Here is a 25951-nt window from a genome sequence, read left to right on the forward strand (position 1 = left end):
ACGTACGGTTCTTAGAGGGGCGGCACTTGGTAACAAGTGTCGTCTACTCGACAGAAACTTCATAGGCTAAATTTTTATCCGTCACTTTTTATCTCGAAAGCCGTCAACAAAAGTAAGCTATTCCCAACGGATGAAGTGGCAGGGAAGACGATCTTCTTAGCGATCCAGGATGTCTCCGTACAATGGACGATGCCCATATAAGCAAATGGCGACAAGTTCTGAACCGCTTTATAATTATGTTCGAAGACCGATTAACTGCTTATAGGTAACCAGGGCAGTTACAAAGAATCCTTTATATATACAGGCTTTGGGGCTTTATCAATAATCGACTGCACAAATATATCAACGCATTCAGGCGTAAGTGGTAGGCTTAGTGATGGTTCGGTTATCTCAAGTTCCAGCAGCAGCGGCCGACCATTTTTACCTTCAATGAAGTCTAATCTCGCGTACAGAAGTGGTTGAGAAAGACCAAGATTGCTTTGTACTAACCTCAATATACGCTTCGCCAACGCCTTCTCTTCACTATTCGCTTCTTTTAGCTTGCGAAATTCCATGTCCGGCGTTTTAGTCTCACCACGTTGTGCGAGCAAAGGTTCCTTCTTAATCGCATGTGAGTACGTATGATCAAAGTAAATCATGTTCGTTTCACCATGCTCTTCAATCGTATGTAGGTATGGTTGAATAATGACGCCCTTACCTAGTCCTAATAGGTAACGCACATGCTGAGTTATTTTGTCTAAATCTTCGATGGACAGACGAATGACACCGAATGAATAGGCACCAACTGTTGGTTTAATCACGACTTCGTGAACTTTCCAGTAGTTATCTTGAAGATTAGCAACGGCTGCTTGAATCTCAGTTTCTGAGTAGATGATTTCTGTCGGGACAATTGGGACACCCTGCTTCTCGAGTTGTTTCAAATAACTCTTGTCTGAGTTCCATCTGATCACCGATAGAGGATTGAGCAGTACTGAACAATTTTCAACTTGTTGGCAAAATTCAATGAATGGCTCAATTTTCTCCATATAGGTCCACGGTGAGCGCAGGACAACCACATCATACATAGCCCAATCGTGGTTGGGGCTATCCCAAAATATCACATCAACTTCCACGTCAGTACGCTTAAAAGCGTCCAGAATATAAGGCATATCATAGTCGACAGCTAGGCTATCACTATCTGAGACTAAAGCGACTTTCTTTGTTGCGAGCATTTAACTATTCCTTTTACTACCAGGGAAGAAGGGATTCCATGTGAATAAACTGACCACTCACTAAGCTGTCAGCATCAAGTGCCACTTTTATCGCTGTGAGGGCTCCTTCTTTTGGGGTTAACATCCCATCGCCATCGTTTAAGTCGGTCTTTGTATAGCCGGGATGGATGCTATTTACCGTTATCGAGGTATCTCGAAGCTCATAGGCGAGGTGAGCAGTCCAAGAATTGAGGGCACTTTTTGAGGCACTGTACGCTGGTAGAGATTTAAATTCATCCGTGTATGCGTATGATTTGGTGTCACTATGTAACGTCACCGATCCCAATAAGCTCGATACATTGAGGATTTTTCCTTTCATTGAGCGCTTGAGTAAAGGTAAAAAGCTGCGGGTTACGTTTACCGTACCAAACAAATTTGTATTGAACGTTTCAAACCATTTTATGAGTGGTTGTTCAGACGGCGGTGTGCCATATTCTTCAACCCTTATTGCTGCGTTGTTTATAAGTATATCGACCTTACCAAACAAGGTTTCAACGATATGGACGGCTTCTTTGATAGATTTGTCGTCGGTAATGTCCATACATAAGCAATAGACTTCGATACCTTGGAGGTTCAGGTTAGCAGCAGCCTCTTTAATTGCTGCTGCTTTTCTACCAGCAAGCAGTACCTTATGACCTTGCTTGCCAAGTTCTGCTGCAATTTCAAAACCGATCCCTCTGTTTGCTCCTGTAATGAGCGAAATCTGTGAGTCTGACATTCAGCCTTCCTAGCTCTTAACTTTCATAAAGTGAGTTTGTTTCTTCCCTTCTATCAACTTTCCGACGACAATAATGAAACAAAGAGCCAGTAGAAGTGTTAGAAAACTGAGTATCGCCATCCAGTTACCGAAGCGCTGCGCTATGAATCCGGACGTAATTACAGGTATCGAAAATCCGACATAAGAATAGATGTACATGCCAGCCGTAGAGCTTGCCTTGTCGATGTTATGGTTACTCGTAAACTTAAGTAGCCCCGCCATATATGTGAAACCATAACTTGAAAGGCTAGTGCAACTGGCTCCGAAAAGAATGATCGTGATAGATTCATGATAGTAGCCAAGTGCTATGAGGCTAAACCCAAATACCGTAAAGAAACATCCCAATATTAGGCTTGAGTTTGGGTGCAAGCGTTTAGCAATGTGTTGAGTCAAAAAACCAGTGCAAATAGATAGGAAAACCATTAAGCCAGTCCAATCGCTTAAACCCATCTCATTGAGAAGTATTGGTACGATTGCGATGACCATACCCGTTGTAGCCCAAGCTAACATCATGCCTAAACCATACGACCACGTGTTGGTGGGGAAGCAAGGCAATGTAATGAGTTTGAGATTTGGTTTTATGGTTTGGTTGCTCGGCAATCGAACCAGCAACAACAACAACAAAGAAACGAGTAGAAATAGACTGAGGTAACTGTATGGCAGCACTGTCATGCCAGCTACGTTTAGGCTCACACTTGTCGCAAGTGCACCACTACCAAACCCCAACGACGTAGACGCGGCCACTAGCAACGTACCAAATTTTTGTTCTCGTTCATCAATAAGGTCGTATATATACGCTGAGACTGAGGTTGTGGTTAAGGCGGTAGCAACACCCAATAGCAGTCTTGCGACAAATAACGAGGTCCAATTTGGCTGAATGACGAGCAATGCCGTTGCCCCCGCACTTAACAATAGTGCAAGGAATATGGGTTGCTTCCTACCTACTTTATTTGAAATACCCCCTAGCATTAATAGAGTAGGCAATAGACCCAATACATAGGCAGCAAAGGCGATGGCGACCGCCGCGGGGCCCATGTTACTGTTTTCGGCATAAACACTGTAAAGAGGTGCTTGAAGGTTTACAGAGTAGGTCACACAGAACATGACCAACGCCAACACACTTAATGAAATTCGTTTTTCCATACGAGTATTCCTTTCGTTGATAATTATCGTTGATAGCGTTTACATGTCACGTGTACTATTAACATAAATCCAGTATTTAGAGGGTGAACTATGCATTACATTCAGCTGTTATAGACTCTTCGCTCCAAGTTGTAATAAAAGGGTCCGTTTCTTCATTACCAAGTTGATCAAACAACTCAGTAGACAAATATCTTTCTCCTGTATCTGGTGCCATTGCCAATATCACGCTTCCTTTAGATGCAGATTTAGCCACTTCTAAAGCTGTAGCTACCGTTGCCCCGGCAGAGATACCAACAAGAATGCCTTCGTGACGAGCTAAGTCACGTGCCGTCGTGATCCCCAAATTTCCATCAACAGTGACAAGGTTATCCACCACACTCTTATCCAGCACACTTGGTATGAAATCTGGGGTCCAACCTTGGATGGGGTGAACTTTCCATTGGTCCTTTGCGAGGATCTGAGCACCTTTAGGTTCTGGGACGACAATTTCAACCTCCGGTCGTGCCACCTTCAGCATCTGTCCAATACCCGTAAGAGTTCCGCTTGTACCAAAGCCTGTGACAAAGTAATCCAAACGCTTACCAGAAAAATCACTGAGTATCTCACTTGCTGTCGTTTCACGATGATAAGCAGGGTTAGCTGGATTATCGAACTGGCGGGGTCTGAACCATCCATTCTGAGCTGCAAGCTGGTCGGCAATTCGATTACCGCCGCTACTACCTTGTTCACTTGGGAACAAGATGACTTCACCACCGTAAGCGCGAATTAGCTTCCTGCGTTCTAGCGAATATCCATCCCCCATTACGGCGATAAATTTGTATCCTCTGGCTGCGGCAACCATGGCCAAGGCAATTCCAACATTACCTGAAGTGCATTCAATAATTGTGTCGTCTTTCTTGAGCAAACCTTTTGTTTCAGCGTCTAACACGATTGAGAGTGCAAGCCTATCTTTGACTGAACCAGCTGGGTTGAAAGACTCCACTTTGACATAAACCTCGACTCCCTTTGGAGCAAGATTGTTTAGTTTGACAATTGGAGTGCATCCAACAGTTTCTGTTATTGAGTTATATAAAGGCATCTACGTTCTCTCGTTAGTTTTTATTTGAAGGGACACAGTCTTGGTCGTTTCACACTAGCTTCTTGCAACTGATACTGACGCCATTCGAGGTTTTCTTCTTCTCCATAAAACCCCAACTCAGTTGGCATCACTCCGTTGTTGTATTTTTTGACACGATTTCGAATACGCTCTCGAGCCTGCCTGCCACCTTTCGTTTCACCATTAGCGACCATGTCAAAGACCTCCCTTGCGTTAATCACAAAATTAAGGCGTGAGCCGAGATTCCGATTTCTAAGCACTTGATGCTTGTCTGAGCTCATGTTGATAAACAGTTCGACACCATTAAAGCAGTATGTCCATTTAGATGCCTCGGGGTCGATAGGTATATGCCTAGGCCATTGAGCGACATCGTGCTCATGCGTCCAATTTAAGACTTCCCAACCAAGCTTGTGCGGTGCCATTGAAAGTGAAAGGTCCGGAGAAAAAAACACCACTAATGGCGAGAACATACGCTTATTAACTGGAGTGGAATTCAACATGTCCGTATAAGCAATCAGTCCATGCAAAAACGGGTAGTAAGTGTTGTGTTCATCCGACTCACAAAACAGCACTTGGATAGTCTTAGAGTTCCACGCTCTGCGGCTAAACAGGCAAGGGAACTCAGGGGCGCTGACTCTCTTACTGAATTCTTCCCACGCTTCCTTCTTCCAGTTTGAAAACTGATTCAGTTCTTGCAACAGTTCTGCATGTGTATACAAGGTTTTATGTTGCTCATTAGGCGCAAGAGCCGCAGGGTTAGTTTTGATGATTTCCATGACTATAAACTCTTATTTTTTTTGAATAGCGCATCCACGGCTTGAATGATGAGATCTAGTCCTTCTGTATTGGCTACTGACGAGTGGCTATCTGCACAGAACTCAGCAAGTTCTAAGCCCATAATTTGGTTGTTAGGAAGTGACTCGAATAGATCCAATAATTGGGCGACTTTCAAGCCTCCCTCGACTTTGAAGTCAGCGGAAATCTGCCCCGGGTCCATAACGTCCCAATCCACATGAACCCAGACTTTGGAATCACCAATGAATTTGATGACTGACTCTGGCGTCAGAGTTGAAGGGGGAAAGTGCATGAGACCTGCATTATTAACGTTGTTAAGTTCTTTTTCATCGATGTCATGTACGCCAATTAAAGCAACATTATTAGGTTTAACTCCCGCGCCAAAACCGCTATCCCACAGGCCGCATGTAGCAGCCAATACCATCCCGCCGAGATAACCGGTTTCTGTCGTTTCAGGGGTATTAAAGTCACTGTGTGCATCGATCCATAGGACCTTTATGTCAGGAAAAGTCGATGCAACAACGGGCAGTGTCGCTAAGCTCGCTGAGCAGGTATTTGATGCAAATAGGACAGGGCTATCGCCAGTGGCTAGTAAATGGGAGATTTTTGTCTGCAACAGAGCGAGGGTCTTTCGAGATTCCTGGAGTGCAACACTCCAATCATCCGATTTCGTAGGCGATCGTTGCCCTACTTAGGTGTAATGTCATAATATAGAGCAAGTTTATTTGCTGTGAGCTTTGCGCCCTCGAGCATACGATCTGCTCTGTCCGCGACACGTCCTTGAGAGCAGAGTATTTGAAAAGGCATTTAGAAAGACGTCCATATATTAAAAATGAAGTCTTTTTATAGCTCAGCTAGATAAATATAAAAAAATAATAATGATTATTTATTATCAAAATAACTTTCAATATTAATTGAATTAATAAAATCCCATATATTATAAGGGTTTTTATTGACTTTCCGTATTCTCGTTTTAACGTGTTGTAGGTGAGTAAATTTGGCCACTAGGCTAGAGGTTTTACAAGACCTTAAATAATTCATGAAATATTAATTTAATAAAACGTGTAACTCAGAAATGTCCGTGCGACCTGAAGTCGTATGAAACGTTGTTCACCACGAAGGGTGAACCATCTGTACTACCAGATGCCCCTAGGAGCCTGAATAAAGAAGCGGCTCTGACAATGTAACGAAGCTTGGTTGTTGACTGAGCTGGAAGAATCGTTAGAGGACGTTCCTCCTGACAACCACAAGTCGGGTGAGTGCTAGGGGGGCAATATGATGAATATAATGAATCCATTTAAGGCGCGTTATATGATGAAGCAGCGGAAGTGGTTAATACGCTGTAGCCAAAAGGCAACGAGAGTCGGGAAGAGATTGGACATTACTCTTTCGTGGTCATTGCACTCTCCGCACCATTGTGGGCATCTAAGTTGACATTTTATGCGGCATACGGAACAGGGCAAGCCTGTATATCTCCCTATGGGAAAGCAGCCTGTAAAGGTTGCCGATAGGTATGCAGGTAAAGGAGGTTAGAAAAAGCGAATGCTACTTTGTAATGAAGTAGATACAGGTTATATCTGGCGCGAAAGCGAGCTGACTTCTAACTGGTCTCCCGTTGCGAGATAGCTTGAAGAACTTTATTAAAGAAGAAAAACAAATGATGATTTCGAATAAAATCAGTGCGTCTTCTGACAGCGAACCGTGGTTTCTTATTCATTAAATGGCCATTGGGGCAGTTTTAAAGCTTTAAGTGTGTATCGCAAAGGTAATTTTGTTACTGGGTGCTTAACGATGCCTTTGTGGAGGCTTGAGCCGTATGCAGTGAAAGTTGCACGTACGGTTCTGAGGAGGGAGGCATCTGGGAACAGGTGCCGCCTATCCGACAGAGGCGTTTTAGCGATAATCGCCGTTAACTGTAATTTCGTCATTTTTAGCCTGTATTCTGGAGTTAAAGTGCTCCTGGATAAGAGTAACTTGGCGTTCATGTAAAAACAGTGTGTTCAAATCTACACCCCTTTCAAGAGGGGCGTTTTTCATCGATAATTTAGGCTCTTAGCGAAAACAAATAGTAATCGGGAAGTATTCCAAAAAATGCCCCTGTATTTTCAATTTTTCACCACACAGCCAAGTTAAAAGATTTTCGCTTCTTAAGCTCAATAAGCCATGAACCAAAATATTTTTCGACCGACTTATCTTTCCATAAAATTGACCTTGCGGCATGGATAAATAGCGTTCTCAGTTCTTTATTTCCTCTTTTTGATATTCCAAGTAGCGTTAACTGGCTTTGTTGCGTAATTCAATGGAACTAAATCAAGAACCTACGATCTGATCAGCTACGTTCACTACTTCTCGTAGCTCTATGCCTAAACCTCTTTACAAAACAACCAACTGGAAGCAATACAACCAATCACTCATTAACCGTGGCTCTCTGACCTTTTGGATTGATGAAGAGGCGATAGCGGGTGGGCGCAAAGCAAACAGAATAAGCGCGGTAGGCCACGTCGATTCAGTGATTTAGCTATCACGACAGCACTCATGGTGAAACGCGTGTTTTCTATGCCACTGAGAGCGTTGCAAGGATTTATCAACTCGATATTTAGACTGGCCCATGTTCCATTAAGCTGTCCGCATTACACCTGCATCAGTCGTAGAGCAAAGCAAGTTGAGGTCTCATTTAAGACAAAAACGAAAGGAGCGATACAGCACCTAGCCATTGATGCGACTGGCCTAAAGGTTTATGGCGAAGGTGAATGGAAAGTCAAAAAACACGGGACAGATGGCAAGCGTAGAGTCTGGCGAAAGCTTCATATTGCCGTCGATACAAGCACTCATGTAATTATTGCAGCCGAGCTAAGTTTATCGACGGTTAGAGATGGGGAAGTACTCTCGAACTTACTGAAACAAACACGCCGAAGTATCCTTGAGGTGTCTGGTGATGGTACTTACGACACGAGAGCATGTCACGCTGCTATTAAGATTAAGCGAGCCGTTGCGCTTATTCCCCCAAGAGAAGGGGCTGCCTTCTTGGAGCGTGGTCATCCTCGAAATCTCGCAGTGGGTTGCCAGAAGTTATACGGCTCAAATAAGTATTGGAAAGAGCGGTATGGATACCACAAACGTTCACTCTCAGAAACAGCGATGTATCGAGTTAAACAGTTGCTAGGAGGGCAACTGAGCTTAAGAAATTACAATTCACAGGTAGGTGAAACTTACGCGATGATAAAAGCGTTGAACAAGCTTACTGGGTTAGGTATGCCTGAAACTTGTCGTATTGACTAAAAAGTATGCGAAACGGGGTGCATCTATCTCTAAATTTAATTACGCAACAAAGCCTTCCCTACTCTCTTTGATTAGTTTGTTTTCTAGGTGGTACTCAGATCATTGAATAATATTTTTTTTCTTTAGCGAGAGGGAAATAGATGTTGTTATTATTATAAGAACGCCACATGTGCTCATCCAACTAGGGATTTCATACCAAAAAATAACCCCCCAAAGTATATTGAAGACCAAGCCGATATAGCGGGTGACTGCAACTACAGCGGCGTTTTCATGACTGAATGCCTTTGTTAGGAAAATTTGCCCAATGAGCGAAACAAGACCAATGGCAATTAGATAAATCCACGCAATTCCCTGTGGAACCACAAACTCATCCCTCATCAAGTAACCGGATACCAACATCGAAGTGAAAAGAAAATAAAACACAATCTCGTAAATATGGTGCCTCTTACTCAGGTGGCGAATAGTGATAGAGGCAGCCGCCGCAAAAAAAGCACTCGCCACCCCTGAGAGGGCATACAAATTAAATGTGTCGAAGCTAAATGGATTTACAATTAAGGTAACTCCAACCAAAGTGAGCGGAAAAAGGAATGCTACTTTTTTAGGGGCTTTTTCTCCCAAAATTAGGTTGGAAAGTAATATAACGAAGAACGGGGACAGGTAAGCCAAAATCACGGCGTCCGCTAGCGGCATGTGGGTAATCGCGTACACAAAAGCGAGCAGATAAAACGCCCCAAACAGGCCACGAAGCAAAAGCATTGGTATGCCCGTGGTAGAAAACCTGATACTCGCTTTCCACATTAAACCTAAAATCAGAACGGTTCCTATTGCGCTTCGGAAGAAGACAATTTCAGAGCTTGGAATCGTCAAACTGGCCGCTTTAATAAGTGCGTTCATGACACTAAAAATGAACGCAGAAAATATAGTTAACGCTACACCGTTGTTCATGATGGGTTTCTTTAAAGGTCGTATGATAGACGCACCCAACCAAGGTATTGGTGCGCTTGAGTGCGGGACTCTTCAATCAAATGGTGAGGGAGTTGAGAGCTACTTAACCAAGATTCGAATATACCTAGCACACGGTTAACGCTCGGTAATGCAATCCCATGCGCTCTGCCTAAGACTTGAAGCCAGTAAAGATTCTGTATATCTTCTTTAGGTATTCGAGGTAAAGACAACTTGCCTTTTTCCACCTTACCTTTGGCATAGGGCACGGCAGAGAAGTTGAAGTAGCACCCATTTTCATCCGGCTTAGAAAAAGGATCGATCAGAATCGCGCTGTATCGTACGTAAACCAAATATTCCTGCGCTATTGGAGTGAGCGACATAAACTGCTCAATTTGACGACGACGAATGGTTTCTGGATGCACAGGGTAGTTGTCATCATTGAGAAATTGTAACAAGTTAAATGGTGTTCCGTTAAAGTGAAGTATCAATCTTGATATATCGCGCCATAGCTCAACCAAAATGTGGATGGTTTCGGTTGTGATCGGTCCCTCAGGGAAAAGTTTGTACATGTACTTAACTTCTCTCGTCTCACTTAAGATATGATTGAGCGAGAAAGGGGTCATAAAAAATGCGGGATGAACGAAAGAGGTAATGTTTCGTCCTTCTACGCTAAACCCATTTTCCAACTCGACAACTTCAACACCGATATCCGCTAAAGTTTGAGTCAGTAGCTCTAGGACAGGGCATTTTTCTTTACTTGAGTAAGCATAAATACGTTTTTTAACCGCTTTGGTAAGGACACGAACGCCAGCTTGTTCCGTTATAAATTTAGTGGCCGCAAAGTAATTGGAAAATATCAGTACGTTGGGGGTTAAATTCAGTTCTGAAAACAAGCCTTTTACAATCCGGTGCCCACCAAATAAGGATGAAATGAGGACTACTATTTTTGTGGAACTCAAACACGATTTAGGTAAAGCCAATAGAACCGCTGAATAAGCATGAGATGGGGTGCCCAGAACCAACGTATCCCATTGTCCGCTTACATCGCGTAAATCTTCAAAAACCGCATCAAATATCACCTGCCCAGCCATTCGCTTCAAAGAGGATTTGGCAGCGAAAATATGCGCAATACGTTCGTTGTGTAAGCTTTCGAACATCGGCTGCCAGCGCTCTGATGAGCGGTTTACTAACCCAAGTTGCTCGCACTGGTTTCTGATGATTTTTGCTGTCTGAAATGCGGCTGGCCCTGTGCCAACGATTAACACTTTTCCTAATGAAAGAGTCATTTTGCGCGCTCCATCAAGACGGTGTCATATATCGCTGCATCGTTATGGATCTGTTGTGTTTCCCACCCATCCATTAGGTTTGGGTTGAAAGGGTAATTGAAGGCGGACTTTAAACCATTACCGAATCGAACTAATACTCGGTGAGAGTGGTTAAGATGAGGTCTAAGCTGTCTGAGTTGTTCCCATTTATGTTCCACTAAAGAGGCTACTACAACATGAGTTGGCCGGAAAGAGGCAAACTCAGTGATTAGATCTTTGCAGCTAAAAGTGGTTGACAAGTTGAGTTGGTTGGCCATTTTCACTGCCTGCTCATCAAGATCTATACCGTGCACGAGAGCGCCTGTGCTCTGAGATATAGTGAAAGCAGAAACCGGATAGGACCCTGAGCCAATAAACAGGACTCGAGAGTTGCTTTCAATTCCTGCTTTTTTTAGTTCAATTTTTGTGTTTTCAGAAAGTTGGTATAAATATTCGCTGATGTCGATTTGATGCTCTCTGGCACACTGAGACTGATGTTTTTCCAATAAACACAGAGCTTTTACAGCAGTTTCACGAAGCTGCTTGATTAAACGATCGTACTCAGGGGTCATATCAAAATCATCGCTAATGGTTTTAAAATTTTCTTGCAAAATCCAAGCGCAAAACTCATCAATTTTTTCTTGCAAAAGGACAAAACATTCACAATTTTCAAGGCTGTAATGAGTCAGGGTTTGAATTTGAGATTCAAACGTGGATAGAGAAACTAATAAGTGATATTGCCTTTTATTCATTGCCATAAGAATGCCTAATCTGTTTTAAGGGCTCGAACTGGGGTGACGTGGGTATGTCCATGAACGCAACAACCTACGTCCACATGAATCTGATAGATTTTCCCCAGCCTTTCAGAATCGAGCACGTCTTCTGGTTTACCGCAATATTGAACTTCACCATCATTCATTAAGAGAAGATGGTCGCAGTATCGAGCAGCGAGAGAGAGGTCGTGTAGGACCGCAATTGTGATGATATTTTTGGCTCGGGTATATTGACGAACAAGGTCTAAAATTTGGACTTGATGCTTGAGATCTAAGGCGCTTGTTGGTTCATCTAAGAGCAATACCTTGGGCTCAGCAACAAGAGATTGCGCCAGTGAAACCAGCTGTTGCTGACCACCGCTTAGTTGAGAAAACTGTCTAAGGGCGAGATTTCTCAAACCTAGATAATCAAGGATGGCGTCTGCTTTTTGTTCTTGTTCAAATGTGATGTTCCAGCTCAGTTGATGAACCAAGCCCAGTAAGACAAACTCAATAACCGTTAATTGACAGGGAGATTTGTTGAGTTGACATAGGTACGAGAAGGATTGTAGCGGTAATCTCAGCCCGTCCTCCCCACTTGAATTAATCTTCCCATCAGAAGGAATGATGCCCATGATAGCTTTGAGCAATGTCGTTTTTCCTGCGCCATTGGGCCCTAAAATGGCGGTAAATTTGCCACCCAAAAAGTGGGCATCTACCTTCTTTAAAACGAGTTTTCTTCCAATTGGAACGGCAAGATTTTCTATTGAAAGCGACGTCATTAGATAAACCTCCTGCTTATCAGAAAATAAAGAAGGATCGGCACACCGACTAAGGAGGTGACGATACCAATTGGTATGATAGTGCCTGGGACAATCAACTTAGCAACAAGAGACGAGGTACATAAAAGCAACGCTCCCATTAATGCCGCCAAAGGTAAGTAGAAACGCTGATCTTCGCCTATTAGCATTCTTGCTAGGTGAGGAGCAACCAAACCAATGAAACCAATGGTTCCGACAAACGACACTGCTCCTGCAGTTAATAAGGAACACAGTAAAAACATCTGTAGTCTTAACTTGCTGGTCTTTATTCCCAAGGCGAGTGCACGCTCTTCGCCTAAAGTGAGGGCGGTGAGTGCCCATACCTTAGATAACGCAAAGACCAAACCGAACAGGAAAACGGCTCCTGAAACAAAGAAGGACAACCAACTCGCCTTCAGTAGACTGCCAAATAACCAAAAAACAATTTGCTGCAGCACTTCTGGTGATGCCAAATATTGAATTAATGACTGTAAAGCCTGGAAAAAGAAGAGAACGACAATACCTGCCAAAATCAGGATTTTTGCGTCCATATGTCGGCTGCGACCAATTATATAGATCGCCATACTCGCTAATCCAGATGTCAAGAAAGCGGCAAACGGCACGCCTAACCAATGCAAACCAAATACTGAAAAACCGGTTAAAAAAGCTATGGCTGCACCAAATCCAGCAGCAGCAGAGATACCAAGGGTATACGGACTGGCAAGTGGGTTGGCTAAGAGGGTTTGCATTAGACCGCCAGCGAGGCCGAGTGAGGCGCCAACCATAAGACAGGTGAGAGTGATGGGTAACCGAAGTTGCCAGACAATAAGTGTTGATAAGCTGTCACCAGAGGGACCACCTAGGAGGGCTTCAACAACTTGTTCAATGCCTAGCCACGATGAGCCAGTACCAAGATCGAATAAAGCGGAAAAACTCGTTGCCAGAAAAGCGCCTAGCAAAATCTTAATTCTTTGCTTCTGCATTCTTTGATAAATAGCGCCGCTGGAATGATTCAGGTCAGACGATGCTTTCATGCTTTCATTCATGAGTTACGCCCACCTGAATCATGAAAGTGCCTTTGAGCGCTTGCGGCATGTAGTTCCTAAAAAATTCTTGGTGCAATTTCTTAGGTTCAATATCTTTAAATGCTTCTGGGTAAATAGACTTTGCTAGATACAACAAGAAAACGTGGTCGTAAATAGTACGTGTTCCTGAGTGGTATATACCGTAGACGTCACCATTTTTAACTGCCGTCAGTTGATTCCAGCCAGCACGATTTAGGTAGGGGCGGTATCTAGTTTGCGCTTCTTCCATTGTGCTGTTGAAACCAAGCAGGGCGCTGTCGTTATGTTTAACCCAGTGAGCACCGGATATAAAGATCACTTCTGGATCTTGACTCAAGATATATTCAGGCGTTAGGTGGGCAGAACCTTCAAACATCCCATGGGCAAGGTTATCGGCCCCCGCCATTGTCAAAAGGTTGCCCCACATTGTCGTCGAGTAAGATTTACCGTATTCATTTGGTCCACCTGTACCTGCTTCCACATACACACGGCGTGCCGTGTGGTTTTCCAGATGCCTCGTAACACGTTGTTTAACCATGTTTACTGTGTTTTCGTATTCCGTTGCAATCGATGAAGCGCGTCCTTCTGTCCCCATTACTCTGCCTATAACACGTGTGCTAATGACGTGTTTTTCAAGCGTTTGAGCATTGAAGTCTACAACGACAACTCTGATACCATTCTTTTCAAGTATTTCAACTTTTTCACCAAGGGATTGATATTGCCACGCCGCAAGAAGTGCAACATCAGGTTTAGTTAACAAGAGTTTTTCGAAATCAAAAGTACCTGTATAAAGAGAACCTGAATCAATAATCGTTTCTAACTCAGGAATGATTTTTTTATAGGTGGTCCATTGAGATTGACGGTAATCTTTCCAAGAGTGTCTTGGGAAAATAGCCACTTTTTTGTAAGCATCTGGTCCAGCGATCGCTAGGTAATCCTCAAAATAAAAACCTAGGAAAATTTTTTCTGCCGGCTTTTCTAAAGAGATGTTTCTACCGAGCACGTCTTTGAACTGAAGAGCTGTAGAAGCAGAGGCCATGTCACCCAAAGCCAAAGTTGCCAAAAAAAGTGCTTTTACTTTTAAAAGGTGTCCTTTCATTCCCTCGACCTCAAATAGAACACTAATTGTTATAATGTAACAATGGTTCTAGGGTTGAAAAGATATATATTTATTATTTATATCTATTAAATATAAATAATAAAGCTAGGTGGATTTGTTGTTGCGTAATTCAATGGAACTAAATCAAGAACCTACGATATGATCAGCTACGTCCACTCTCTCTCGTAGCTCTATGTCTAAACCTCGTTACAAAACAACCAACAGGAAGCAATACAACCAATCGCTCATTAACCGTGGCTCTCTGACTTTTTGGATTGATGAAGAGGCAATAAGCGGTTGGGCGCAAAGCAAACAGAATAAGCGCGGTAGGCCACGTCGATTCAGTGATTTAGCTATCACGACAGCACTCATGAAAAGTCAAAAAACACGAGACGGATGGCAAGCGTAGAGTCTGGCGATGGCGCGTACGACACGAGAGTGTGCCACGCTGCTATTAAGATTAAGCGAGCCGTTGCGCTTATTCCCCCAAGAGAAGGAGCAGCCTTCTGGGAGCGTGGTCACCCTCGAAATCTCGCCGTGGGTTGCCAGAAGTTATACGGCTCAAATAAGTATTGGAAAGAGCGGTATGGATACCACAGACGTTCACTATCAGAAACAGTGATGTATCGAGTAAAACAGTTGTTAGGAGGGCGATTGAGCTTAAGAAATTACAATTCACAGGTGGGTGAAACTTACGCGATGATAAAACCGTTGAACAAGCTTACTGGGTTAGGTATGCCTGAAACTTGTCGTATTGACTAAAAAGCATGAGAAACGGGGAGACTCTGTTTCTAAACTGAATTACGCAACAAAGCCAATAATTATTGCGAAGGTGTAAATAATTTCTTGGCTTAATTAAAATTGATTTACGCTAGAAAGGCATTGTGTCATTAACGCACTATAACTAAATATCTTGATATAACTACTCTAAGTGGCAAAGGGTAGAGCACACATATGAATAATTTAATAAAGCACCGCACGGTTTTCATCACCGTTTGATTTGGATTTACATGGCTCGCACCACGTATGAAGGATTTTGATATTTCTTTGTTGCGTAAATCAGTTGAACTAAGTTATCGGGACCGATTAAGAGAAACGGATGTGCTATTTGGAGAAATAGTACATCACAGCGCTGAAGTGATGACTAAGGTGAGGTCTCAAAAAAGTGAGGTAAGGACGATATCTGTTTTTATTCCTACTGGAAAATACGACAAGTGTTTGCCTTACTTATAGACGTATATACATTAACTTAGAAACTGGCTTGACTGATTTGGGGCTAACTCTAACAAGTTAGAGCTTAATCGAGCGCTTGAGACCATTAATGCTCGTTTTGAAAAAGGGACGCTGACCTTTGGCTCTCAAAAGGGAGTTACAGTGAGCAAGGTGGCAGTATCGATATACCCATTCTAGTGACTTACTGACGGGTAAATGTATTTAAATAATCCTCATTCTTGGCTTCTTATCTCTTAGCTTATTGCTTCTTAGTTTTTTACGTGGGGTGAGAAATAATGAGGTGCTCTTTCCTTAGGCGTGATCCTTCGGGCAAGGCTTTCTCTTGGAGCTTTCATCTATGGCCTAGATTGGCATCACCCTAGTGAGCCACTGCGTGCCGCACCAGAAGGTGCTTCTCTACAAGCTCCTATCGTACAACCCTAAACGCCTGCGCCTCGTCAGTCTTCCTCGTTGCTGTTCGTCGTACCTCCTCACTCATTTCACTGACCTCCATTAAGTTCGAGTAAGGGCTTGTTGCCTTATGTGCCGATTTCCCTTTCGACTTGCATCATTTGATGGGGCTCGCAGGCTGTTTACCGTGCTCGCTCAGAGCCCCAATAACAAGGGTATATGAACGCTTCGCGCCCTTGTTATTGAGAACCATGAGCGCTTGCCGGACAGCCAAGCGGCTCCATAAAAGTGATACTCAAACAAAAAGGAAACTCCTCATGGCACAACGAAACTCAAGCCCAACTCTCTCTAAATCGATGTTCAGCGACCAGCGTTTCGCCGCTGGGCACGAAAGCTCACCAAAAAATGATATCTCCTGCCAGGTCGTTGAACGTGCAGTGCGTTCGACCGTTTCCGCGACTGTTTCAAAGGGACTTATTTGGGTGAATTCAACGGACTTTAATTCGAGCGTTCGAGCGGTTAAAGTGCATGAGATTTTACTTAATGAGTTTGGTTATACCGACTCTTTGATCTTGGAGGAAGGAAATAAAGGAAAAGGGGTGAGTATTGGCGTATGTGATAGAGCTACGACTGTGAAACAGATGCGAGAAGATTACGCCTATGCGAAAAAAGAAGAGAGAAACGTTGAAACGACCGCTAAGCATCAAGCGAGAGCGAAAGATCTTCTGACTATCTTGTATGGCCAATAACACGGACTGAGCGCCGCCCATCACGACTTTAAATATTAAAAGGGATCTATTATGTCTGTACTTGCTAACTACTCTAATCACAGCCTTTTCTCTGTAGAAGAAAAAGATATCTTGCACCATGCCGCGAGCATTTTAAAATCTAAGTTGTTTGTGTCAGAGCAGACGCCACTCAATTCCCCTGAATTGGTGAAGTCATTTTGTCAGGCTTCACTTGCTTCCAATGAAAGCGAAGTGTTTGGGGTGATCTTTCTTGATAGTCAGCATCGAGTTTTACGCACAAAAGAGATGTTTAACGGCACCATTGACACCGCATCCGTTTACCCGCGTGAAGTGGTCAAAGAGTCACTGGCCACAAATGCAAGCGCGGTCATTTTTTATCATAACCATCCCAGCGGTGATGCCACACCCAGTCAAGCCGATCGACGTATTACTCGACGACTGACCGACGCGTTAGCCTTGGTTGATATTCGAGTTCTCGATCATTTCGTGGTGTCTTTTGAAGATGTGGTGTCGTTTGTGGAGCGTGGTTGGATATAGCCATTAGTGAAACATGTCTCTCATTTACGCCTATTCTGGCGTGAATGACTTCCTCATCATAATGCTATAAACTGTAAGCAATTAAATAAGGTTTCTACTATGTCTGAATCAAGCAAAGTCACATTAAGCGTTGAAGAGCTGATCAACCTAACCGCTCATGCTGCCACTCAAGAGCAGTTAAATGATACGCGTAAAGAACTCGATCAGAAGATCGAAGCGGTTCGTCATGAGCTTTCAGATAAAATCGACACAGTTCGTAATGAGCTTTCAGATAAAATCGACACAGTTCGTAATGAGCTTTCAGATAAAATCGACACAGTTCGTAATGAAGTGAGTTCCCTTAAAAATCTCATTATTGCAACAGCCTTCGCTATGATTGCGACGGTAGCCGGTGCCGCGTTTTGGGTTGGCAGTCATATCAACGTTTAATATTCAAATATGTTTTCTTAAATGCCTCTTATCCTAGAGGCATTTTTTTTGTCCGAACGCTTCAACGCTCGCGCTAAAAGAATTTGAGCCAAAGGCTCGACCGCAAGCGGTCGCCAATACCGCTCTCAGTACCACAGTACGCCTATTTGCTCGATGTTTGATTCTATTGCTTTTTCATGGTGTCACTTTGTGGGTTTGTGGCTGATAGGTGGCTTTTTATGATGAAACCATTACTTTACCTTTCTTTGCTATCGCCGTGTTTCGGTTGGGCTTTTTGCTTTGATGAGGCAGGGAGATTTTATAATGTCGATCCACAGCTTTTAAAATCCATTGCAACGGTAGAGAGCAGCCTAAAACCGAATGCGTATAATGAAAATAAAAACAAAACCGGTCAAGTGATCAGTCGTGATTTTGGATTGATGCAAATTAATTCCCATTGGTTTGATCGACTATCCGAATTTAATGTGAATGAAACAAGCATCTATAACCCTTGTTTTAATGTTCATCTTGGCGCGTGGGTATTAAGTTCTAATTTTTCTAGTCATGGTTATAACTGGAACAGCGTCGGCGCTTATAATGCGGGTTTTTCAAAACGCACCGAGAACGCCAGAAAAATATACATCCAAAAAGTCCAATCGGTTTATTTTAAGATGAACGTTCAATAAAAGGCTTTGCACCATAACGGTGCAATGTCTTTGGCTTTTCCTCTCGCTTTCTTCCTTCAATTTCCAGATCCCCGCATCCCTCGTTCGTCAGATTCATTCGCCACCTGGTCGGCTTTTGTCTTTCGCTGTCAGTTTTTCCCGTCGCTTTGATTAAGGAACTCAGATCATTCGTTCTGAGTTGTTGGTTAGTTGAGTTGGTGACCACACACCACCCTAAATCGAAGTTCGATTTAAATGGTTGTCTGTTGTAAGTAACTGATAGTTAAGGTGTTAAATTTTTCGCTTTTTTCATGTTGTGGCATTTTTGATAACGTTTTTTTGTTCAAAAATGCCCCTGTAAACAGGAGCTAAAAATGAAAAAAATGCCGCTTACTCAGCGATTTATCGAGCGTGTAAAGCCGACGTCAATCACACAAGAATACTATGATAGCAAGGTGTCTACACTGTATTTACGAGTCTACCCATCAGGAAGGCGAGTTTTTTTTGTTCGTTTTCAGAGTGACGGATTGAGAAAGAATTCTAAGATAGGCTGTGCGTTAGAGTGCTCACTGCGCCAAGCAAGACGCGAAGCCTTGCAGCTTGTTCATCAAGTTCGCAGTCCGACAATAGAAACATTACCCACAATAACGGTGCAGGCATTCGGCCAAGAGTTTTTTAAGCGTTACCCACGTCACTGGAAGCCTCGTACTTTGAAAAAAAACGAAAGTGCTTTTCGTCTTCATATCGCTCCTTACCTTGGAGATAAGGAGGTGAAATCCATTGATCGAAACGAGGTAGAGCGGTGGTTTGCTCAGTTAAGTCATGTGAAAGGCTCAGCTAACCAAGCGTTAGTCTTGCTGTCGGTTATGATGCAGCAATGTGAAACGTGGGGTTATCGTCCTAAAAATACCAATCCTTGCCGTGGTTTCAAACGTTATAAAGCTGGAGAAGTCGAACGCTACCTTGATAAAGACGAATTACGCCAATTATGGGGCACCTTAGACTCGTTAGAGAAGGATAATCCAGATAAGGTTATGATTATTCGACTTTTAATATATACAGGTTGTCGCTCATCGGAAGTCAGAACCTTGCAATGGAAAGAGTACAGAGGTCGTCACTGGCATTTATTAGACAGTAAAACGGGGGCGAAAACAGTGTACCTTTGCACACAAGTCAGGGCTTACCTTGACGCATGGCAATCAGAGAGTGATTACCTGTTTCCGGCTCCTTGCAACACTCAACCCATATCGATAAACCAGTTGACTGAATTCTGGGGGAAAGTTCGCCAGTTAGCAGGATTGGAGGGGGTACGCTTGCATGATTTACGTCATACCTACGCGAGCCTTGCTATTCAGTCGAAGGTGAACTTAGTCGTATTAAGTCGCCTTTTAGGGCATGCGGAAGCGGAAACCACCTTGAAGTATGCGCATTTAGGGCGTGAAGACGTGTGTCAGGCGGCCACGCATGTGGCGAGTGTATTAGTGAAGGGGATGCGCTCATGAAATCACTGTTATTCTCATCGAAGGTGGTTCAATCACTTAACGCCAAAGCTCGAACGTATACAGTGTGGGATACCAAGAATCCTGCGTTAGGGGTTCGGGTGTATGCGGATGGTCGTCGTTTCTATGTGACTTATTTACCCATTCCCAATAAGACGTTAGCAGCAGTGGGGCAATTCACCTTAAAGCAAGCCAGAGAACACGTACAAGCTTTGCAGAGCTCTTTTTTAGAAAAAGAGGCAAAACCGATACGGTTAATCCGTTTTGATGCGTTAGTGAAAGAAGAGTGGACGGAGACGGTCTTAAAGGAATGGAAACCCAGTACGCAAGCGGGGGCGTTGAGCGCCTTAAGAAAACATTTGTTACCAGAGTTTGGTCGTTATCCCGTTGGCCGTATTGATTCATTTCGTGTACACCGTTGGTTTGATGAGCTTAGTCAGAGTTACGCAGGGGCTGCAAATCGTAATCTTGATGTGCTTCGCTCTATCTTCAAATATGCAGTTAAGCAGGGCTACTGCATGAATAACCCTTGTGATGGTATCCAGCAAAACAGAAAAAAGAAGCTCAATCGTTTTTTGAGTTTGGATGAGTTGGCACGATTCCATAAGGCATTGATGGCGGTTAGCCAACAAGGAGACATGGAAGCGTGTTGTTGTCAGGTATTAAACTTGATTTTGCTTACAGGTTGTCGTATTTCGGAGGTAACAGGCTTGAAATGGTCTTTTATTAAAGGCAATGAGTGGTACTTACCAGACAGTAAGACGGGGGCGAAGGTGGTGTATGTTGGTAAGGAGGCGCAACAACTTCTTTTAGATATCCCAAAGCAAGCTTGGTCGAAACAAAGTGAGCCCCACGATGATGTTTTTGCTCCTTTGCGTCGTTTTGTGAGTCGGGCAACTAAGGTAGGGATGATATGGCAACAAGTGAGAGCTTTAGCGAATATCGAAGATGTCCGTATTCACGACTTGCGTCATACTTTTGCCAGTTATGCGGTATTAGAAGGGTATCCTATTCTGATGGTGTCGAAGTTATTAGGTCACGCTCGCATTTCATCCACGCTTCGTTATACACATGTAGATGATGCGCAAGTCTCTGAATCCGCAGAGAGAGTAGGGGACGTTATCACTGAAATCATAACCGTAGAAAGAGGAAGTCATTCTAAGGTTAAGAAGCGTAAATCCAGAGATCTTAAAGTCAAGCCAAAACAGAAAGCATCCAACATAGTGACCGACGAGCAGATAAGGGACATTAGAAATGAACTCGATTTTTTATCTTGGTAAATAATGAGCGAGTAAACACTATAAGCTGCCTAATTGGTGTTAGGTGGCTTAGGTGTTGAAAATTATTTTTGGACAGAAACGAGCTAGATTAATTACTCGAATCCAGCTAACTCAGATTAGAAAAAGTAACTGAATTATAGTGCAAGCCCTAAATGGTTAGCTCTGTTAATTTGATCCTCATATTCAAAAATAGGGCCAATTCCATAACAAAATTCATGTCTGTTCTTAGTTATTAAGTGTAGTAACAAATTTAATTTACTACAATTTAGATTCAAATCGGGGGGAGGATTCCCCCCGTCCTTTTGTAATCTAAACCGCAGTATCTTCCAATATATTTCTAGCAGACCATTTCCACCGTATCACTACATATTCCTTTAAACAGTGTTTTAATACTTAATCAGCATAGTTATTTGTCTTTCCTTTTTGCCATCAGCTAACTTTTGAAGCTCTCTCAATTTGATGTTAATTCTAGAATCTCTAGTGAGGTTATTCTTCTTCAACCATTCTTTTAATAATTGCAATGTATCAATGTTTGTATTGATATCACAAACATCTACAAAGTTAGCTTTTATAACATTAAAAAGCGAGGACGTTTTTTTTATTTGTAATTTAAACTTGTCAATTAAATTAAGTGCAAGGATTTTATTATCCATGTTATCTTTCAATAGTTCCGTTATCAATATTTCAAACTCACCTTCAATGTCAATGATGTTGAAATTGCAAACAATGTTATTGTCCAAAGAGTTAATGAAAGACGCTTTAGCAAAATCAAGACTTTCTGAAATACGTTTTACAGAACGCTTGCTTATATTACTCCAATTAAGGAATGAGGATATTTTACCATGTGCTTTGCTAATTAAGGTTTTATCTTGCTGTTCAACTATTAAATATTCGATAAATGAGTCGTATTTACTTGTATCATCGTTAATTTTATTTAATATCAATTCCCATTGTTCAGACTCTGAAATGATGGCTATAGCTTTATACATATCGGAGTTTTCAAAAAATGTCACGTTGTCTGCTAAAATATTAATCAGTTCTGGATATTCCTCTACAGAATAAAGTAAAAAATCGTTATATGATTTTTGTTCAGAATCTACTTCATAAGGTGATAGATTAGCTAAAATGTTAACAATATTTAATTGATAGCTCCCTTTAAAATAGCTCTCTTTGTGTGCCATGTTAGTGAAAATATATTTAGCAATCGTCGTTTTAAAGGTAGGTAGTGAGTTATCAATTGAGGATATTTTATCAAGCCATTGCCACGCTAGTAAAACATATGCTTCATTACCAGGGTATGTATTAACTAATGAATAGAATACTGATGTCATTTGAGTGAGGTATTCTTCTGATAGATCATGTTTCACCAAGTCAATTATGTTTAAATAATCTAGATAGTGTGTTAATTGAACGTTATTAACTGCTAACTTAAGACCTGAGCTTTCAATCCAACTTGCAAGTTTGCTGCTATCATTATCTACTCCATTTAGGATTTTTATGAATTCAAATAGTGCCGATGAAATCTCAGTGTTAGCCTGATTTTGATTAATATGAGTCTGCATTTGCATCAATAAAAAATGCATTAACTCTGATGAACTATCGGCATTCTTCTTAATTAAATCCTCTCTAACTATAAAGTTAGCGAGTGCCTTACTTTTCTCAAATTCATCCGAAGTAATAGACTGATTAATCAAATTAGCTTTAAGGAATGGGGTGAACGAATCAAATAAGTGAGTAGTAAAAGTATAGTTTGCAACTGTTTCGTGTGTATAAATAAAGTCGAAAATAAATTCTAAAAACTCAACGCTCGCAGTGCCAGTCCCTATATATTCTTTATACAACTTTAACAAACTCATAAATTCATCTGTATTTTTAGACTCAAAAGTATTAAACGCATATGTATCTAATTGAGCAAATTGAGTAATTGCATTGAAGAGTAACTCCTTATTACCCGTAAATTCTTCTTCAGTTAAATATTTGTCAAATATTGTTTCTTTAATTAATCTAGAAACGTTTAGTAAATTATTTTTTTCTTTAAAATATTCTTGATGTTTTTTAACTAAGTGTATAAACCAAACCTGTAATTCTTCATTATCAAAGAGTGGCAAACTTGTAATAGCTGAAATGGTTGTGGGTTTATCTATTTCAATAAATATTGAAATTAATTCTTCAATTCCGTTTTCTGCACTTTCTGCATCACTACTGTAAGCTAAATACTTATGCAAATCATCTGTAAACCTTAGTAATATTTTTGGTGAAAATAGAGTGGTAATTGTTTTTCTATCAAGGGTTTTTAAGGCTTCAATGTATCCATCACGCTGTAAGACCTCATTATCTTCGTCAGCAGTAGGGATGTTAACAAAAGTGTTGAGTAAGCCGATAGTTGCTGTATCTACATAATTGGGATGTTTATCTATGTTTTTAATTAACATCATAACAATTTCAAATAACTTATCTGGTGAACAATAATCACTTATTGATTCTTTATCTTTACTTAAAACATCAAAGTATCGACTTTTTGCTTTACGGTTGTTAGAACTCGCTATAGAAAAAACTATATCTATCACTTCAGAATCAAAAGAATATAAGGTTTTTGGATTAATCCTGTCAAAGTGCTCAATAATAAAGTTCACTATTTTTCTTTGATGGAGAGGAGAAATTGATGAAACCAATTCCACAAGGCTTGGGATATATGTAGTAAAATCAGAACTATAACTTAAGTTGTCTGTGATTTTACTAATAACTTCAGATATCTCCCCCTTCTCGTTATTAATAAAATCATTTAACAATATCATATTTCTAGTTTTTAAAGCATTTGACACTTTGTTATAAATTTCATTACCTACCACACCACTGTAAGATAATTCGTCCAAATAAATAAAAGCTTTAATTAATGACGAGTCATAAATTTCTGTTCGACTGACAAACTCCTCAACTTCTAAATTAATAACACCACTTTTAATTAATCCTTTAAAGTATTGGTGTGCATATTTTGGAATGTTTTCACCTAAGTCAATAGATGTTGCTTCTGGGGCGACTAACTCAAAGTGATTTGTTCTTGTTCTAAAGTGATTAACAATCCAAGTTGGAAGTTCAGGGAACTTTAGGAGGTTTTTTTCCAATCCATAATAGATAGATAACATGTACACTCGGGCATATGGCAATATATTTTTAGAAATAGTGCCTACCTTTAATCTCCTTTCTTTTTTTTCTAATTTCAAAGCATGCTCAAGTTGCAAAGTAAAACGGTTGAATATATTGATCGCTTCACGAGGAGTCTTTATTGAGCTGGCAAGTAAAATATCAATTAATGAATCCAGTTCACCAGAGTCTTTCAAAAGATTTTTTAATGGGTGACATTCACTTTCATTATTTATTTTTGCAATCAAAAACTCTCTCAGATCTAACTGACTTTGTGGCGGAACACTTATAGTATGTGAGAATATTTTTGAACAAAAATCTTTTGCTTTCCATTGAACTTCTTTTTCATCTATTCCTTCTGATTTATCAATTGCAGATTCATAAAATGCGCGTTGAATATTATTTAAATCACATGGAATAATGAATATAGCTTTACCTAAGTCAATAAACGTTCGTAATTCATTTAAAGTATCAATAATTTCATCATTATGTTTCCTATCAACATCTTCAATAACAATAACTAATTTTTGACACTCTGGATTCCCATTGTGTTCACTTAAAATATTTCTGAAAACTGACTGTAACTGCTCTGTATTAGAGATGGAAGGGAGTGAAATTGTTCTCTCTGATGGGGTGATATGAAATTTAAAAAGTGTAGGCAAGCTTTTAAAAATATTCTTTGATAATGCTGAAATTAAGGATGTTGAAGTTAGTGATATTAGAAATGCTTTCACCGCAAATATAAAATTACTGATAATATTTTGTTCTATTGCGAAATCAATTATGCCAGCTAAAACTCCGACAATAAGACTGCCGTATAGAATGGTTTTTATAACCCCCCAAGTTAATAGCGTTGTGTACTTAGGAAGTTCTTTGATAAAACTTGCAATTCCTTCATCGAGTTTTTTTGATTAACTTCTTTTTTGGTAAAACTTGAATACACTAAATCACTAAACTTTTCATCCAATGATGAAATTTCATTTTCATATACCAATGTTTCTAAGAACTTTTTGTCTCTAAAATCTCGATTTCTTTTGTTTGTTAACGCATAAAAAACGTTTCGAAACAAAGCGTAGTATGTATTTTCTTTTTCATGTCGCCAAATGTTGAAATGAATGACTTTTTTATTTGTAGAGCCGTTCCACCTTTCAAATAACAAATTTGTAATGGTTGACTTACCACTACCGTATTCTCCGTTCAAACATATACAGCTAGGGATATTATCTTCTTTAAATAGGCTATCAATTTTTTCGTCTAATAATTCAGAAATGACATCATGGGATAATTTGTCATCATTAACTGTTGAAACTGGTACCGTCTTGATTTGCCAACTACTTTGAAGCCTATTATTCATTGATGTACTCACTTAGAAGATATGAAAAAACAGTAGGAACTGTATGTAATCGTTCAAATAAAACACTATAAATCATTTAGTTACGATCTGATACTACTTAGTAATTGTTTTTACACAGGTTGTTAGTTCATTACTTGTACCGAATGATGTTAATGTTAGGGTGAGGTCGTGAACGTTTTCATACAGAGTCATGCGGTTACCCTGTTGCTAATGGGCTTTCGGATTATATTTGATTGGTCAAATATATATGAACAGAATGCGTTTGAGCTTTTGCACTAAGCAATAAAGGGGCAGATCTGAGTTAGCTGGCACTTTTTGAAAAAAGCGCCACGAGTAAAACTTCAGGTCTATGAAGCCTCTGTCGAGTAGACGACACTTGTTACCAAGTGCCGCCCCTCTAAGAACCGTACG

At 41.1% G+C, this 25951-nt stretch carries 22 protein-coding genes and 2 pseudogenes; 8 read left to right on the forward strand and 16 right to left on the reverse strand.

Translation table 11 applies throughout. The annotated features are described in order from the left end of the window. Positions 1-278: 278 nt before the first annotated feature. The 8 genes from AB6D06_RS20975 to AB6D06_RS21010 form a co-directional block, all read right to left on the reverse strand. Entirely contained in the window at positions 279-1211 is a 933-nt protein-coding gene (locus AB6D06_RS20975) for a RimK family alpha-L-glutamate ligase (RefSeq protein WP_017100375.1), read from the reverse strand. 16 nt (positions 1212-1227) lie between these two features. Continuing rightward, on the reverse strand, positions 1228-1968 hold the full coding sequence (locus tag AB6D06_RS20980; RefSeq protein WP_017100376.1) for an SDR family NAD(P)-dependent oxidoreductase: 741 nt from the start codon (positions 1966-1968) through the stop codon (positions 1228-1230). A 9-nt stretch (positions 1969-1977) separates the two neighbouring features. Continuing rightward, positions 1978-3150 carry an MFS transporter gene (locus AB6D06_RS20985; protein WP_017100377.1) on the reverse strand — a complete coding sequence of 391 codons (1173 nt, stop codon included), beginning with the start codon at positions 3148-3150 and terminating at the stop codon, positions 1978-1980. Between the two features lie 88 nt (positions 3151-3238). Further along, entirely contained in the window at positions 3239-4228 is a 990-nt protein-coding gene (gene cysK / locus AB6D06_RS20990) for a cysteine synthase A (RefSeq protein ID WP_017100378.1), read from the reverse strand. A gap of 20 nt (positions 4229-4248) precedes the next feature. Further along, a complete protein-coding gene (locus AB6D06_RS20995; RefSeq protein ID WP_017102335.1) occupies positions 4249-5022 on the reverse strand; it encodes a YqcI/YcgG family protein in 774 nt (257 codons plus the stop codon). Between the two features lie 2 nt (positions 5023-5024). After that, a complete protein-coding gene (locus AB6D06_RS21000; RefSeq protein ID WP_017102336.1) occupies positions 5025-5657 on the reverse strand; it encodes an arginase family protein in 633 nt (210 codons plus the stop codon). Positions 5658-6750: 1093 nt separating this feature from the next. Beyond that, a complete protein-coding gene (locus AB6D06_RS21005; protein WP_139137543.1) occupies positions 6751-6969 on the reverse strand; it encodes a hypothetical protein in 219 nt (72 codons plus the stop codon). Between the two features lie 185 nt (positions 6970-7154). Then, entirely contained in the window at positions 7155-7337 is a 183-nt protein-coding gene (locus AB6D06_RS21010; protein ID WP_371731383.1) for a transposase, read from the reverse strand. A 63-nt stretch (positions 7338-7400) separates the two neighbouring features. Here AB6D06_RS21010 and AB6D06_RS21015 point away from each other — a divergent pair. Next, positions 7401-8320: pseudogene (locus tag AB6D06_RS21015) on the forward strand (IS5 family transposase). 99 nt (positions 8321-8419) lie between these two features. On the opposite strand, the gene AB6D06_RS21020 reads toward AB6D06_RS21015, so the two are convergent. From AB6D06_RS21020 to AB6D06_RS21045, 6 genes are read right to left on the reverse strand one after another with little or no spacing between them, the layout of a single operon-like run. Next, positions 8420-9265, reverse strand: coding sequence for a DMT family transporter (locus AB6D06_RS21020; RefSeq protein ID WP_016800130.1), 846 nt, complete (start codon positions 9263-9265; stop codon positions 8420-8422). Between the two features lie 11 nt (positions 9266-9276). Next, on the reverse strand, positions 9277-10551 hold the full coding sequence (locus tag AB6D06_RS21025) for an opine metallophore biosynthesis dehydrogenase (protein WP_017100974.1): 1275 nt from the start codon (positions 10549-10551) through the stop codon (positions 9277-9279). After that, complete coding sequence (locus AB6D06_RS21030) at positions 10548-11327, reverse strand: hypothetical protein (RefSeq protein ID WP_016800128.1); 780 nt, start codon at positions 11325-11327, stop codon at positions 10548-10550. Before AB6D06_RS21030 ends, AB6D06_RS21025 begins: the two co-directional genes overlap by 4 nt. A gap of 8 nt (positions 11328-11335) precedes the next feature. After that, positions 11336-12103, reverse strand: coding sequence for an ABC transporter ATP-binding protein (locus AB6D06_RS21035; protein ID WP_017103898.1), 768 nt, complete (start codon positions 12101-12103; stop codon positions 11336-11338). After that, positions 12103-13167, reverse strand: coding sequence for an iron ABC transporter permease (locus AB6D06_RS21040; protein ID WP_016800126.1), 1065 nt, complete (start codon positions 13165-13167; stop codon positions 12103-12105). Before AB6D06_RS21040 ends, AB6D06_RS21035 begins: the two co-directional genes overlap by 1 nt. Continuing rightward, positions 13160-14284, reverse strand: a complete 1125-nt coding sequence (locus AB6D06_RS21045) for an ABC transporter substrate-binding protein (protein WP_016800125.1) — start codon at positions 14282-14284, stop codon at positions 13160-13162. The genes AB6D06_RS21040 and AB6D06_RS21045 overlap by 8 nt, the downstream gene beginning before the upstream one ends. Positions 14285-14477: 193 nt before the next feature. Here AB6D06_RS21045 and AB6D06_RS21050 point away from each other — a divergent pair. The 7 genes and pseudogenes from AB6D06_RS21050 to AB6D06_RS21080 all read left to right on the forward strand — a co-directional run bounded on the left by AB6D06_RS21050 (position 14478) and on the right by AB6D06_RS21080 (position 21045). Continuing rightward, positions 14478-15046 (forward strand): annotated as a pseudogene (locus AB6D06_RS21050) (transposase). 1178 nt (positions 15047-16224) lie between these two features. Then, entirely contained in the window at positions 16225-16656 is a 432-nt protein-coding gene (locus AB6D06_RS21055) for a hypothetical protein (RefSeq protein ID WP_102258042.1), read from the forward strand. Positions 16657-16707: 51 nt separating this feature from the next. Further along, entirely contained in the window at positions 16708-17193 is a 486-nt protein-coding gene (gene radC / locus AB6D06_RS21060) for a DNA repair protein RadC (protein WP_016800123.1), read from the forward strand. Positions 17194-17292: 99 nt separating this feature from the next. Next, on the forward strand, positions 17293-17622 hold the full coding sequence (locus tag AB6D06_RS21065; protein ID WP_372012408.1) for a nitrate- and nitrite sensing domain-containing protein: 330 nt from the start codon (positions 17293-17295) through the stop codon (positions 17620-17622). Positions 17623-17843: 221 nt separating this feature from the next. Beyond that, the gene (locus AB6D06_RS21070; protein WP_029203697.1) at positions 17844-18287 is read left to right on the forward strand and encodes a lytic transglycosylase domain-containing protein; all 444 of its coding nucleotides are present in this window, start codon (positions 17844-17846) and stop codon (positions 18285-18287) included. 353 nt (positions 18288-18640) lie between these two features. Further along, positions 18641-19768, forward strand: coding sequence for a site-specific integrase (locus AB6D06_RS21075; RefSeq protein WP_102535542.1), 1128 nt, complete (start codon positions 18641-18643; stop codon positions 19766-19768). Continuing rightward, the gene (locus tag AB6D06_RS21080) at positions 19765-21045 is read left to right on the forward strand and encodes a site-specific integrase (RefSeq protein ID WP_102535543.1); all 1281 of its coding nucleotides are present in this window, start codon (positions 19765-19767) and stop codon (positions 21043-21045) included. The genes AB6D06_RS21075 and AB6D06_RS21080 overlap by 4 nt, the downstream gene beginning before the upstream one ends. 386 nt (positions 21046-21431) lie before the next feature. On the opposite strand, the gene AB6D06_RS21085 is transcribed toward AB6D06_RS21080, so the two are convergent. Together AB6D06_RS21085 and AB6D06_RS21090 are read right to left on the reverse strand one after the other, a co-directional pair. Then, positions 21432-24920, reverse strand: coding sequence for a P-loop NTPase fold protein (locus AB6D06_RS21085; protein WP_372111732.1), 3489 nt, complete (start codon positions 24918-24920; stop codon positions 21432-21434). Between the two features lie 110 nt (positions 24921-25030). Beyond that, entirely contained in the window at positions 25031-25540 is a 510-nt protein-coding gene (locus tag AB6D06_RS21090; protein ID WP_372111735.1) for a P-loop NTPase fold protein, read from the reverse strand. Between the last annotated feature and the right edge of the window lie 411 nt (positions 25541-25951).

It is taken from the genome of Vibrio sp. 10N.239.311.G01 (genome assembly GCF_041465805.1).
Classification (GTDB): Bacteria; Pseudomonadota; Gammaproteobacteria; order Enterobacterales; family Vibrionaceae; genus Vibrio; species Vibrio crassostreae_C.